Raw genomic sequence first — 12,795 nt, 5'->3', positions numbered from 1 at the left:
AATTTATTCTATGGCATACGGCGATGCTTTGCGCTTTGGTTTCGTGGCAAGCTGAAGACACAAAAAAAGGAGCAAACCGATATGGCCTGCCCCTCTTTTTCCTAGGTAGATAGTCCGGGTTATTTTACCTTCGCCAGGAAGGATTTCACATGCTCGTGGAATAGTGCCGTCTGTTCCTGGTAAGGGCAATGGCCCGTTGCCATCGGCCGGTAAGTGGCTTTCCTAAACTTGAACAGCTTATAATGTTCAGGTCCTACTGATAAGTCATTGTTGCCTGAAATTACAAGCACTGGCATTTTAAGCGATGCGCTCTTAATGGTGAAGTCCTGCGCGTATTCCGGGAAGTCCCATACCTTACTGCCAAAGTCCCAATTGAGCGTAGTATCCATCACGGCGTTCATCTGGTCAAACATCTCCTTTTCAGGATACATCATTTTGTACATCACATCCTGTTGGTTCAGTTGGTAGGCTACTCCATTCAGGGCTTCACCGATTGAGCCGTCCGTTTTGCGGAAGTCAGACTCAGGCTTGCCCAACAGGCGAGCGCCGTTTTTGATGTAACTTTCCAGGGCATCGTTCAGGTATAGCGTGGAATTTACAAAAATGGCAGCACTGACACGCTTCGGGTGTTGGTAAGCATATTCTGTCGCAATGGTACCACCAAAAGAGTGCGGCATGATCATCCATTTTTTATAGCCCAGGTGCTCGCGCAGCTCTTCAAAGTCCTGCACCACGCGGGCCAGTGAATAGTCTTTGGTTTCGGAACTGGAGGAGCGGCCGCAGCCGCGCTGATCTACGTAGATCATGGTCATGTCCTGCTCCACCACATCTCCGCCCAAGGCATAAAAGTACTTGGTCCAGGAGCCGGGGCCGCCATGTATGAAAAGGCAGGGCTTGCCTTCACCTGCCATGCGCACGTATAGCTGCACACCGTCAGAGGTGGTGAAGTAAAATGACTTGCTGACTGCCTGCGTGAGTTGTGGCAGCACCAGGAGTGTGAGTAGCAGGCAAACAAAGCGTAACTTTATCATAAAAGCTGAATTAGGTGATCAAAAATTTCACAAAAGACGCTCAAAAAGATGAAAAGACGCATATTTGCTGCATATTATTGGTGAACAGGTACAAAGAACTGGCTACAAGATTGATTTGAGAGGTATAGCATAGGTATGGCAGATATAAGAGAACGTGACTTTGAACGGGAGCTGAGCTTTCAGGCTTCGCGGAGTGGAGGCGCAGGTGGGCAAAATGTAAACAAAGTGGCCTCTAAAGTGGAGCTGCGCTTCCATGTAGGGAACTCAGAGTTGCTGACGGACGAAGAAAAGACGCTGGTGCAGGAAAAGTTGGGAAGCCGCATCAACAACGAGGGGGTGCTACAGCTGGTATGCCAGGCAGAGCGTAGTCAGCTGCAAAACAAAGAGCAGTGCATCGAGCGCTTCTACGAATTGCTCCGGCAGGCGCTTACCCGTCAGAAAAAGCGTAAAGCCACCAAGCCCTCACGTGCATCCGTGCGAAAACGCCTCGAAGGTAAGCGGCGCCAATCCGACAAGAAAGCCAGTCGTGGAGGTTTTAAGGGTGACTTTTAAGGTATAGCCAGCTACAATTTTTCTTTTAGATATACCGGTTTTGCCACTGTGGGCGTTTCCATTGCCCCGCTCTTTTAGTACCACGCTACTGTAACCAAGGGCATTTTCAAAAAAACATCGGTAAGCTGACAAGTACGCATCGCATTTTGTGCAGAATAGGTAAGATATTTGCAGCGGCAGGAGTCAGACTCCAAAACAACACATGAAGAAGATTTTCATTACAATACTATTGGTGGCGGGAGCAGCTACGGCTAGCCAGGCGCAGAAGTACAGAACAGCAGCTGGTATACGACTTGGTGGCAACGAGTTTGGAGCTACCGTGCAGCAGCGAATCGCAGAGAAAACCACTCTGGAAGGTATAGCCTTGGTCGGCTCGCGTGAATTTAGCGGTACACTGCTTTACCAGCGTCACTGGCCTATGCTGGGCAAGCGTTTCAATTACTACCTGGGCGGCGGCGGCCACATTGGAAACCTGAAAGACTATGGCGTATTTACGGGTGTGGATGCCATCGTGGGGGTAGAGTACAAGATAAACGGACTGCCCATTTTGCTATCGGCTGACGTGAAACCGGCACTGCACTTCAACCACGAGGACTGGGTAAACCTGGCCACAGGCATCTCGATCCGCTATGTGATCGTGCCGGAGAAGAAGGAGAAAAAGAAAATCTGGCCTTTTGGTAAGCAGCAGGAAGAAGAGAAGTCCGGCTGGCCGTTTGGCAAAAAGAAAGAGCCCGAACCACCTAAAAAGAAAGTATGGCCATTCGGGAAAAAAGAAGAACCTGCTCCCGAACCTGAGCCTGAGAAGCGCATCGACCTGAACAAGATATTCAAGAAGAAGGAAAATTAGTAGCAGTCGCCCGACCCCATACGAGTCGGGCGATTACTGTTTTAAGGGCAATATCTTTTTGTTCGCTCAGTTTGGGTGAGCGCTTTAGGTCAGCTTAAAGAAGAACCTGGAGTTGTGCTGGGCCAAGGTATAAGTCCTGTTATGCAGCAAGGCGTCGGCCCGGTAAAGGGGGCAGTGCTACAGTAGGGCCACAGGCTGGGAAGCAGGTGCTTCGGGGCTGTAGAGCAAAGTAAGGCGTTCCTGTTGCAGGCGATCAGCCAGCAATGTACGCTCGTCAATAGTTTTCTTCATGGCGAAGCCAAATGCGGCTACCAAAGCAAGCAAAAGAATGATGATTTTCATGGTTTTATTTGGTACTAATGGCGGGGTTAAGAAAACGGCTTAATCAGGTATGCTACTCTATAAGAGAGTCACGCGAAATAGTAATCACTACCTCCGGAAGTAGGTTTGGGTAACGCTTTAGCTCCTTCAGTTCCTGGCGATGCTTTATCTCTTCTATATCGCTGGCGGTTTTCTTGCCTGCAGTGCCCAGGGCGGCTGTAAGTCCAAACAAAAGAATTAGGATTTTCATAGTGCTTTAAATTAAGATGGTGTATGACAGGGTTATGATCAATCAGAATGTTAGGCCTTTGGCGCTACGATCAGCACTTCTGGCAACAGGTTAGGATAGCTGCGCAGCTCTTTCTGCTCTTGCTGCAGTTTGTACTTGTCGGCTGTTACTTTTATGTCGTCTGCAGTCTTTTTGCAGGTGGCTCCGAAACCGAGTACTATGGCGAATAATAAGATGACAATTTTCATGACTGTAAGATTTATAAGGTTTTTCGTTTCATTTTCTAAGTACTTAATAGATAGTAGAGTTAGGTAAAAGGTTGCTTGGCGTTTCTAAAATATTTTTTATTTATGATGAGCATATTACATTTTATGTGCCACTCCTGTAACTTATTGTTTTTCAGCTTGTTGTGAATTTAAACTATTTGTTCGTTTACTAAAACCGTCCAATAGCGTACAGTTGTTAGTTCGGAAATGAACACAAGTAACAGAAGGTACTGTGCAGCCCAGCTGCTTTTAGACTTTCTCGAATACTTAAATAGGAAGTATGTAAGCGTTTATGGTAAAGTGAACGTGGATAATCAAACAAACTAGAGCACTTATGTATAAAGGCACTTTAATAGCGCTCGGAGGAGGGTATGATGATGATTTGATTAAGTTGATCAGGTCTGAGATATGCCCGATTCAGTCTCGTATAGAAGTAATAGCAACTGCTACCAGTGACCCAGAGGAATCTGGGAAGGCATACAAGGAAGCCTTTGAGGAGTTAGGCTGTGGCTGTGTGCAGTTCATGCTCATAGATGAAAACCACGCTGCCGACCAGCCAGCATATATCAGCCGCATCCAGCAGGCTGACGTTATCTTTTTTACGGGCGGAGACCAGGTTCGTTTAACAGAGTTCTTGAACGGCACGCAACTGCTTGAGATCATGCGCCGTCGCTACCACCAGGAGCCTATCATCATAGCAGGAACCAGTGCAGGTGCAGCTGTCATGTCTGACCGCATGATCTATGATGGTTACGGACACTACTCCCTAATCAAAGGGGAGATGAAAACTACGATCGGGTTTGGTTTGATCAGCAACGTATACATCGACACGCACTTTGTAGAGCGCGGCCGTTTTGGGCGGCTGGCACATGCTGTGGCGCATGACCCGGCGTATGTTGGTGTCGGGTTGAGCGAAGAGACCGGGATCATTATAAAAGAGGGGAATAAGATTGAAGTGTTCGGAACAGGCGTGGTCACGATTATAGATGCCAGTAAGATCCGGTTCACGAACACAAGGCGTGTGTCTGAAAACGAGCCTATAGCTGTGGAGCACCTGATCATGCACATGCTGGTTGAAGGTTACCGCTACTGTTTACAGGAGCATCTCTTCCAACCAGTGGAGCAGCATCTGCCTAGCCCTGCTGAAGAGGCTAGCGATGCTACTGCCAGCATGGTTTAGGCTTTCACCCTGTCTTCCTGCTGCAACTCCATGTTGATGGCCACCCCGGCCTTCGCGCCCTCAGCCGCAGCTACTATAACGAGTTGCATGTCACGGGCCGCGTCCCCGGCTACATAAAGGCCTGGGATGTTGGCTTGCTGGAGGCGCCGTGTCTTAATCACGCCCTTGCCGGTGAACTCACAGCCAAGCTGCCGGCCTATATCTGACTGCTGACTGGTTTCGCCGGAAAAGAACAGCGCTTCCTGCGGTTTTGACTGTCCGTTTTTTAATACGATCTGCTGTAGCATGCCATCCTCTCCCTCTACACGGGAGATGGCCTCTGTGCATACCTTCACGCCGTTCAGCTTCAGCAGCTCCATATCTTTGTTATTCAGTTTCTGAGTGCCGTCTGTATAAAGGGTCACATCGTCGCTCCAGTTTTTCATGGCGAGGGCCTGGCCTATACCGTTGCGGTCTTTTCCATAAACGGCAATGGCTTTATCACGGCTTTCCCAGCCATCGCAATAGGGGCAGTGGTGCACACTTTTACCGTAAAGTTCCTCTATACCTTCCACTTCAGGCAGTGCGTCCTTAAGGCCGGTCGCCAACAGCATTTTGCGGGAATGGTATACTTTCCCGTCTTCATCGTCTACTATGTATTGGCCTTTGCTGTAAGTGGCAGTTACTACAGCACGGTCAAGTATGTGCACATCATACTTTTTAAGCTCTTCGCGCCCTTTCTTAATAAAGTCGCGCGGGTTCACTCCGTCGCTTGACAAAAATCCATTCATGCTTGTTGCCCAGCGATTTCGGGGCTTGCCGCTGTCAAATAAAAGCACTTTGCGGCGCGAGCGCCCTAATATCATGGCGGCGTTCAGCCCGGCAGGGCCTCCGCCTATTATAATCACGTCGTATTGTTCTTTCATTGGGGTTTTGAGTTGAGACTCTATAAACGCAGAATCCCTTTTTGAGATAGCTTTCACAGCAAAAAAACTGCTTTCCCCATCCTTTGTTCAATGTAGTTTTGAGGGGGCTAATATTTTTTCGACTAAAAATTGATTTTATTTGAAAAAAGGTAGTGTATGTGCTTTTGGAAGCATGAATGTTTTATATATTTGTTTTACCTTATTAACACCCTACATTTAAACAAGTCGCATTTTATGAAAAGCAAAATCTTAGCCTTATTAGGTAGCGCCCTTATTTCGGGTACAGCCATGGCCGGAGGATACCAGGTGAACCTGGCAAGCCAGCGCCAGATCGGCATGGGCCATACGGGCACAGGTCTGGTAACAGGTACGTCCAGCATTTTCTTCAACCCTGGTGCCATGAGCCATTTAGGCTACAGTGGCGTAACGATAGGCGGTAGTGCGCTTGTCTCCAAGATTGCCTACTCAGCTCCTGAGTCTGCCGGCGTTACAGCCCGTACTGACAACCCATTGGGTACTCCTTTTCAGGTATATGGAGTTTACAACATAAACGAGAAATTTTCTGCCGGTCTTGGTGTATACACGCCTTTCGGTAGCACGGTGAACTGGGGTGATGAGTGGAACGGCCGATTTGGCTTGAACCAGCTGAAACTGCAGGCTATTTACGTGCAGCCTACCGTAAGCTACGCTATCACTGATAAACTTGGTATAGGGGTTGGCCTTACATACGTGGCAGGCAGTGTAAACCTTCAGCGTAGCGTACCTGTGCAGAACCAGGACGGAACAGAAGGTGGCATCGAACTGGATGGCAACGCAGAGTCGGCATTCGGCTTCAACGCAGGTATCTTCTTCCAGCCAACTGAGAAGTTTTCTATCGGTGTAAACTACCGCTCTAAAGTGGACATAAGTGTAGAAGGTGGTGATGTGATGTTCAGCAACATTCCAGCCGCTGCTCGTGGCAACTTCCCGGATGGTACTACTTTCAACGCAGAACTTCCGATGCCTTCCACCCTATCAGTAGGTATAGGCTTTAAGCCAAACGAGAGACTGACATTGGCTGCTGACGTGAGCCATGTAGGTTGGAGTGCTTACGAGAGACTCCGCTTCGACTTTAGCCAACCCGTAGCCGGAAGCCCTTCATCTGAAGCTGCCCGAAATTATGAGAACACCTTCATTTACCGTATAGGTGGTGAGTACATGGTAAACGATGCACTGGCCTTACGTGCTGGTGCTTACCTGGACAAGACTCCAGTGCAAGACGGTTACCTGACACCAGAAACCCCGGACTCTGACTCTCGTGGTCTTTCTGCAGGTATTGGTTACAATGTTTCTGAAAGTATCAGTATCGATGCATCTTTCCTTTATATCAATAGAAAAGAAAGAACAGACGCCGCTAACCTGTCTGGTGGTATACCTGGTACATTCAAGGCAGTAGCCTACATCCCTGGCATCGGTCTTAACTTTAAATTCTAATTTCCTTTTCTTAAGTATATGAAAAAGTTTTTCTATAAATCGAGTGTACTGGCCTTGATGGCTGGTATGTTCTTAACAAGCTGCGACCCGGAGATTGATGGAGGAAATCCAAGTGCAGGTGAGTTAAACCTAACCAAGTATGTAGCTGTAGGTAACTCGCTCACAGCTGGATTTGCTGACGGTGGCTTGTACCGCGAGGGACAACTTAACTCCTATCCTGCTATCATGGCGGAGCAGTTTCAGCAAGTGGGCGGTGGCACATTCACACAGCCACTCTTTACAGAAGCTCAACGCAATGGCTCAGGTTACCTACGTTTGACTGGCTTCGATGCGTCAGGGTCACCTATATTATCGCAAGTAACTACAGATGTAGCTGTACGCGGTAGAGGTATGGACAACTCAACTAATCTGCTAACCAAGTATACAGAACCAGTTCAGAACCTAGGTATACCAGGCATCAGAATGTCTGATGTAACCACTCCTGGTTATGGCTGGAACAACCCACTGGGCTTTAACCCATTCTATGAGCGCCTGTTGGCGAATGATCCTGTACCACCAAGAAGTGGCTCGCTTACTCCTTACGTTGATTTTGTAGCGGCATCAAACCCTACTTTCTTCACTATGTGGTTAGGTAACAACGACGTGTTAGGTTTTGCTACGTCAGGTGGTTTGGGTACTATTACAGCTCAGAATACATTTGAGACGAACCTGAACGCCATGATGACAGCTTTGGCTAAAGATGGTGTAAAAGGTATGGTCATCAACATTCCTGATGTTACAGGTATACCTTTCTTTACAACTAAAGCTACGCCAATGCTGATGCAAATGGCTACTGCAGCAAATACAAGCCTTTACATTACACAAGGCAACGGTACTGTGCGTGTAGCAACTGTTGAGGACTACGTGTTACTAACCTCTACAGTAGGTACACCAGAGCAGGTGGGAGCTATGACTATTCCTCACGGTTTCAGCCAGTTTAATCCGCTACGTAACAACGAAGTGCTTGATAAAGATGAAGTGGCACTGGTGAAAGATGCAACCCGACGTTTCAACCAGGCGATCGCTTCCAAGGCAAATGCCAACATCGGCCTTGTAGACATGAACGCTTTCTTCAATTCTGTTCAGATGCGTGATGGCAGACCTCAGTTAAACATCAACGCAGTGGCTTACTCACCTGCTTTCATCACGGGCAACCTGTTCTCGCTTGACGGTGTGCACTTAACTCCACGCGGCTATGCTATTGTAGCGAACAAGATTATTGATGATATCAACAAGAAGTTCAACGCGCGTATACCTAAGACCGACGAAACACAGTACCGCACAGTACAGTTTCCAAAGTAACAGGTATAGCACCTTATAAAACAAGAAAGGCGCCTTCCATCAGGGAAGGCGCCTTTCTTGTTTTATAAGGTAATTCTAAATATCAGCAGGTATAGCGCTATACCTTAATGCGCCTCCAGCCAATTCTGTCCTACGCCTAAGCCTACTTCCATTGGCACGCTCAGTGGCAGGGCATTGGTCATGAGCTCCACGATCTTTGGCGTCACAATGTCCACTTCCTCTTTTGGAGCGTCGAACAGGAGTTCATCGTGGACCTGTAGAATCATGCGGGTGTTCAGGTTCTCGTGACGGAGGTAATCGTGTATGTTGATCATCGCGATCTTGATGATGTCGGCCGCGGTGCCCTGAATAGGAGCATTTACAGCGTTACGCTCGGCAAAGCCGCGCACTGTGGCATTGCGGGAGTTGATATCACGGAGATAGCGGCGGCGGCCCAATAGGGTTTCCACATACTCCTGCTCACGACCTTTCTCAATGGCGCTGTCCATGTACTCTTTCACAGCCGGAAACTCTGCAAAGTATGCTTCAATGATATCAACGGCTTCGCGGCGCGGTATACCTAAGCGCTCCGAAAGGCCGAAGGCTGATATACCGTAGATGATGCCGAAGTTGATCGTTTTGGCTTTGCGGCGCATTTCGCTGTCTACCTGGTCAAGTGGCACGTGAAACACTTTGCTGGCTGTAGAGGCATGAATGTCGAGCCCGTTTCGGAAAGCCTCTTTCATGGTTGGGTCGCCGCTGAAGTCAGCCATGATGCGCAGTTCGATCTGAGAGTAGTCAGCCGAGATGATCAGGTGCTTGCTATCGCGCGGTACAAAAGCCTTACGGATCTCCCGTCCGCGCTCCGTTCGGATCGGGATGTTCTGCAGGTTCGGGTTGGTAGAGCTCAAGCGACCTGTAGCTGTTACTGCCTGGTTGAAGGAGGTATGCACGCGGCCGTCTAGTTCGCAAACCAGCTGAGGCAGCGCATCCACGTAAGTAGACTTTAGCTTGGAGAGCTCCCGGTGGTCCAGTATCAGGCGGACGATCTCGTGCTCACCTGCGAGTTTAGAGAGAATTTCCTCCCCGGTAGCATACTGACCGGTCTTCGTCTTTTTGATTTTGGCTTTGCCATGTAACCCCATCTTATCAAAGAGTACTTCCCCAAGTTGCTTAGGCGACCCAATGTTAAAATCTGTGTCAGCCAGTTCAAAAATGCGGGTCTCTATACCTTTGATCTCCTGCTCGAGCAGGAGTGAAATGTCAGCCAGTGCATTGGCATCGATGGAGATACCTTCTTTCTCTATACCTGCCAGCACCTGCACCAGCGGATTCTCCACATCATTGAACAACTTCATGAGTCCCTGCTCTTGCAGCAATGGTTCGAAGTAGCGTTTCAGGCGGAGCGTAATATCGGCGTCTTCGCAGGCATAGTCCTTCACCTGCTCTGGTTTCAGGTCAGCCATCGTGATCTGGTTCTTGCCTTTAGGGCCGATCAGGTCAGTAATAGGTATAGGGCTGTAGTTCAGGTACGTTTCGGCCAGCACATCCATGCCGTGGCGCATTTCGGGTTCCAGCAGGTAGTGTGCCAGCATGGTGTCGAATATCGGGCCGCTCACCTCAACGCCGTAATTCTTCATCACCAATATGTCGTACTTGATGTTCTGACCAATTTTGGCAATGTTAGTATTCTCTAATACATCTTTAAACTCAGCAACTATACGCATGGCCTCTTCTTCGTTATCGAGGGGCACAGGCACATAATAGGCTTCTCCTGGCAGGTAGCTAAAAGACATACCTACCAGCTTGGCCGTAATCGGATCGATGCTGCTTGTTTCGGTGTCAAAGGAAATCTCCTGTTGCTTTTGCAGGTAACGGATCAGGCTTTGGCGCAGCGCTGGGGTGTCGATCAGGTGATAGTCCTGCAGCGTATTGTTAAAGCGCTCAAACGGAACCTGCTCTGTAGTGGCTGCACCGTTGTCGTCGGCCACAGTGGAGTCCGCAGCAGTTGCCATATCGAACAATGAGGTTTGCTGCTGGTTAGCGGGCTTGCCGCGTCTGGTGGCTATTTTAGCGGCTGGCGCTTCTGCCATGGAGATACCCAGAACACGCTGCATCAGCTGACGGAATTCCAGTTCAGCAAACAGCTCAGCTAGCTGCTCTTCGTTGGGGCCATCGTAGTGCAGGGCTTCGGCGCTAAACGGCACGGGCACGTCGCAGTGGATCGTGGCCAGCTCTTTGGACATCATACCTTGTTCTGCAAAGTTCACCACGTTCTCTTTCTGCTTGCCTTTGAGCTGATCAGCGTTGGCAATCAGGTTCTCCACAGAGCCGAATCGCTGAATAAGTGATTTGGCAGTTTTTTCGCCGATGCCCGGTATACCTGGTATGTTATCCACGGCATCGCCCTGGAGACCGAGTATGTCAATCACCTGCTCTACACGCTCAATTTCCCACTTCTCGAGTACTTTAGCGATATCCCATACCTCTACGGCATTACCCAGGAAAGCCGGTTTGTATAGGAAGACGTGCTCAGTCACCAATTGACAATAGTCCTTGTCAGGCGTCATCATGTACACGTCGAAGTCCTGTTTCTCGGCACGGCAGGCCATGGTGCCGATGATGTCATCAGCTTCGTAGCCATCCATGATGAGCACAGGTATGTTGAAGGCCTCGACTATCTTTTTGCAGTATGGTATAGCCAGCGAAATATCTTCGGGCATAGCCTGGCGGTTGGCCTTATATTCTGCGAAGCTGTCGTGGCGGAAGGTCTTGGCGGCGGAGTCAAACGCGACGCCAATGTGGGTCGGTCTTTCTTTTTGAAGCACCTCCACCAGTGTGTTGGTAAAGCCCAGCACAGCACCGGTGTTCATGCCTTTGGAGTTAATGCGTGGATTTTTGCTGAAGGCGAAATGCGCCCGATAGATCAGGGCCATTGCGTCTAACAGGAATAATTTTTTACGTGGTTCGCTCATATTATAAAGGTATAGGCTGCCGTCCTGCTTTGCAAATTTCTTACAGCGTGCGGGCACCAACTTCATGTTGTACCGGCTTTATACGCTATCGGCGATTTCACTATCGAGATTTGTTTTTGATTATGAAAATAAAATATAGTGATTCAACAATAAATGGAATAGTCTTTGTATCTTCCTTTTCCAGAATTGAAAATAAACTTAATTAAAACCAAAAGAGAGTGATAATGCATCTGACATGGAAAAGAGCGGTACTAAGTGTATGTTTCTTACTGACCGCCATGCTTGGCTACAGCCAGGATCTGATCGTTAAAAAAAGCGGTGAAGAAGTAATCGGAAAAATTGTGAAGGTGGGGGAAGACACGATCCACTACCGTATGCTAAGCGAAGAAAGAGGGCCTTTGCGATTTGTGCTCCGGAACGAGGTCGCCTCTATGCAACTGGCTACCGCCCCATCTCAGCAACAGCTCAATCAGCTGCCGCATAGCAACGACGAGTATGCCTCAGCATCTGTTTCTCCTTCAGGTGCAACGTCGACCCGCAAGTACACGGCTGAAGAGCTGATGTACCAGGGGCGTCACGATGCACTTTTGTATTACAAAGGACAGGGGCCGCTTTGGGCTACAGCCGGTACTACTTTCCTTTTTCCTCCTGTAGGCCTGGTGACAGGTATCGTAACAGCTGCTGTTCCTCCCAATGTAGATGACATATTTTACCCGAACTATCAAATGATGAAAGAGCCGGTATACCGAGAGTCATTCAAAAAGCAGGCTCACAAACGTAAAGTTGGAAAAGCTGCGACTGGCTTTGGCATAGGGTTCGGCTCCCTGATCGTGTTGGCTCTGCTACTAGGGGCATCTTAATCGCTGTACATACCTGATTACCCAGTTTCACTCCCCAACCTGTGGAATTTTCGCTACACCTCACTGCGAATTCCACAGGTTGGGGAGTTTCTGTATATTGTGTAATTAACTGTATATTAGGCTGTTAGATAGAATATATGGTTTTGGCATAGTTTTGACTAATAGGCTTGATGAAAAAGTAAATTTGAGCGACAGAATAAAACTATGAAAAAAATAACCTACCTGGCAGCAGCCATTGCTTTGTTTGGCTTTGCCTCACTTGACGCCAGTGCACAGACTGATAAGAACAAGAAGAAGTCAAAGAATAAGCAGAAAGTAGAGCAAACTACTGAAGTGGAAACTGAAACGCAGGCTGAAACTGAAAATCAGGTAAACTATGAAAAGCAAGTACAGACTGAGACGCAAGTAACTACTGAAACGCAGACTCAAACTCAGCCTGAAGCAAAGGAAGAAAATGTGAAGCGTGAAGCTATTACACAGGAAGAACTTCCGGAGCCAGTTAAGCAGACGCTCTCAGCAGCTACTTTCAGCAGCTGGCAAATTGTGGAAGTGTTCCGCTTAACACCTAATGCAAACGCTGGTGGTGCCAATGCGCAAGGTATGGAAAACCGTGCTGAGCAGGCTAACCAAAACGCGCAGAACACCACTGCACAGGCAAATGCGCAAGGCCAGGGTGCCAAAACAATGTACGAGGTCTTCTTCACTAACGAACAGCAGCAAAGTGCTAAAGTGCGTATTGATGAACAAGGCAACGTTATCCGCGACCAAAAATAAGCCACATAGATTAGATATTAGCGACCCTAATATCATGGAACGAGCCTCCGCCATGCGGGGGC

13 protein-coding genes are annotated in these 12,795 nt (G+C 48.5%); 7 read left to right on the top strand and 6 right to left on the bottom strand.

Annotated features, from left to right (window positions below):
- Positions 1 to 119: 119 nt before the first annotated feature.
- Positions 120 to 1,031, bottom strand: a complete 912-nt coding sequence (locus tag AC5FX6_RS18485; RefSeq protein WP_493598445.1) for an alpha/beta fold hydrolase — start codon at positions 1,029 to 1,031, stop codon at positions 120 to 122.
- 135 nt (positions 1,032 to 1,166) lie between these two features.
- Here AC5FX6_RS18485 and arfB point away from each other — a divergent pair, with 135 nt between their 5' ends.
- Both arfB and AC5FX6_RS18475 read left to right on the top strand, forming a co-directional pair.
- Complete coding sequence (gene arfB / locus AC5FX6_RS18480; RefSeq protein WP_493598444.1) at positions 1,167 to 1,583, top strand: alternative ribosome rescue aminoacyl-tRNA hydrolase ArfB; 417 nt, start codon at positions 1,167 to 1,169, stop codon at positions 1,581 to 1,583.
- 202 nt (positions 1,584 to 1,785) lie between these two features.
- The gene (locus tag AC5FX6_RS18475; RefSeq protein ID WP_493598443.1) at positions 1,786 to 2,430 is read left to right on the top strand and encodes a hypothetical protein; all 645 of its coding nucleotides are present in this window, start codon (positions 1,786 to 1,788) and stop codon (positions 2,428 to 2,430) included.
- Positions 2,431 to 2,607: 177 nt separating this feature from the next.
- Here AC5FX6_RS18475 and AC5FX6_RS18470 read toward each other — a convergent pair whose 3' ends face one another.
- From AC5FX6_RS18470 to AC5FX6_RS18460, 3 genes are read right to left on the bottom strand one after another with little or no spacing between them, the layout of a single operon-like run.
- Positions 2,608 to 2,772 (bottom strand): hypothetical protein, encoded by a 165-nt coding sequence (locus AC5FX6_RS18470; RefSeq protein WP_493598442.1) that lies wholly within the window; start codon positions 2,770 to 2,772, stop codon positions 2,608 to 2,610.
- A gap of 52 nt (positions 2,773 to 2,824) precedes the next feature.
- Positions 2,825 to 3,001, bottom strand: a complete 177-nt coding sequence (locus tag AC5FX6_RS18465) for a hypothetical protein (protein WP_493598441.1) — start codon at positions 2,999 to 3,001, stop codon at positions 2,825 to 2,827.
- Between the two features lie 50 nt (positions 3,002 to 3,051).
- On the bottom strand, positions 3,052 to 3,228 hold the full coding sequence (locus tag AC5FX6_RS18460) for a hypothetical protein (protein WP_493598440.1): 177 nt from the start codon (positions 3,226 to 3,228) through the stop codon (positions 3,052 to 3,054).
- A 352-nt stretch (positions 3,229 to 3,580) separates the two neighbouring features.
- Here AC5FX6_RS18460 and AC5FX6_RS18455 point away from each other — a divergent pair, with 352 nt between their 5' ends.
- Positions 3,581 to 4,426 (top strand): cyanophycinase, encoded by an 846-nt coding sequence (locus AC5FX6_RS18455; RefSeq protein WP_493598439.1) that lies wholly within the window; start codon positions 3,581 to 3,583, stop codon positions 4,424 to 4,426.
- Here the strand turns inward: AC5FX6_RS18455 and AC5FX6_RS18450 are convergent.
- A complete protein-coding gene (locus AC5FX6_RS18450; RefSeq protein ID WP_493598438.1) occupies positions 4,423 to 5,331 on the bottom strand; it encodes an NAD(P)/FAD-dependent oxidoreductase in 909 nt (302 codons plus the stop codon). The two genes, AC5FX6_RS18455 and AC5FX6_RS18450, sit on opposite strands and share 4 nt — an antisense overlap.
- A 234-nt stretch (positions 5,332 to 5,565) precedes the next feature.
- Between AC5FX6_RS18450 and AC5FX6_RS18445 the strand changes: the two genes are divergently transcribed.
- Positions 5,566 to 6,804 carry an OmpP1/FadL family transporter gene (locus AC5FX6_RS18445; RefSeq protein ID WP_493598437.1) on the top strand — a complete coding sequence of 413 codons (1,239 nt, stop codon included), beginning with the start codon at positions 5,566 to 5,568 and terminating at the stop codon, positions 6,802 to 6,804.
- Between the two features lie 18 nt (positions 6,805 to 6,822).
- Complete coding sequence (locus tag AC5FX6_RS18440) at positions 6,823 to 8,145, top strand: SGNH/GDSL hydrolase family protein (protein ID WP_493598436.1); 1,323 nt, start codon at positions 6,823 to 6,825, stop codon at positions 8,143 to 8,145.
- A 104-nt stretch (positions 8,146 to 8,249) separates the two neighbouring features.
- Here AC5FX6_RS18440 and polA read toward each other — a convergent pair whose 3' ends face one another.
- Positions 8,250 to 11,099, bottom strand: a complete 2,850-nt coding sequence (gene polA, locus AC5FX6_RS18435) for a DNA polymerase I (protein WP_493598435.1) — start codon at positions 11,097 to 11,099, stop codon at positions 8,250 to 8,252.
- A gap of 224 nt (positions 11,100 to 11,323) precedes the next feature.
- On the opposite strand from polA, the gene AC5FX6_RS18430 reads away from it, so the two are divergent.
- Both AC5FX6_RS18430 and AC5FX6_RS18425 read left to right on the top strand, forming a co-directional pair.
- Positions 11,324 to 11,959: a hypothetical protein gene (locus tag AC5FX6_RS18430; RefSeq protein WP_493598434.1), complete on the top strand. Its 636-nt coding sequence runs from the start codon at positions 11,324 to 11,326 to the stop codon at positions 11,957 to 11,959.
- Between the two features lie 204 nt (positions 11,960 to 12,163).
- Positions 12,164 to 12,733, top strand: coding sequence for a hypothetical protein (locus AC5FX6_RS18425; protein ID WP_493598433.1), 570 nt, complete (start codon positions 12,164 to 12,166; stop codon positions 12,731 to 12,733).
- Positions 12,734 to 12,795 lie beyond the last annotated feature (62 nt).

This window comes from Pontibacter sp. LHS2 (assembly GCF_058932845.1).
This window is presented reverse-complemented; position numbering and strand designations above follow the sequence as displayed.